General features: G+C 58.1%; 1 protein-coding gene. It reads left to right on the top strand.

The features are described from left to right. A partial coding sequence (locus tag EUU22_RS25395; protein WP_165351268.1) for a hypothetical protein occupies positions 1-258 on the top strand: 258 nt, incomplete at both ends.

Genomic DNA, 258 nt, shown 5'->3' with positions numbered 1-258 from the left:
CCCACACCACGCAGCCCTCTTCAAGAGCATGGGCCGTGCAGACGTTTTCGTCGGCTTGTTGCTTGAGGCGGCGACGGTCCTCGCTCGGCGCGTCAACGAATTCAAGTTGAAGGAAATCGGCGAACGGATTCAGGAAATCGAGGCGTCGGAATGGACGGACCCGGCAGCGAAGAAGCAAGCCCTCAGCGACATGGTGCGGCTTACGAAGATGCGCGACCAGCTTTCCAAGCAAGTTCGCATAAACCTTCCACAGTGGAA

It is taken from the genome of Ciceribacter ferrooxidans, assembly GCF_004137355.1.
GTDB lineage: Bacteria > Pseudomonadota > Alphaproteobacteria > Rhizobiales > Rhizobiaceae > Allorhizobium > Allorhizobium ferrooxidans.
Note: the sequence above shows the minus strand (reverse complement) of the source record. Positions and strands in the feature narration are given on the sequence as shown.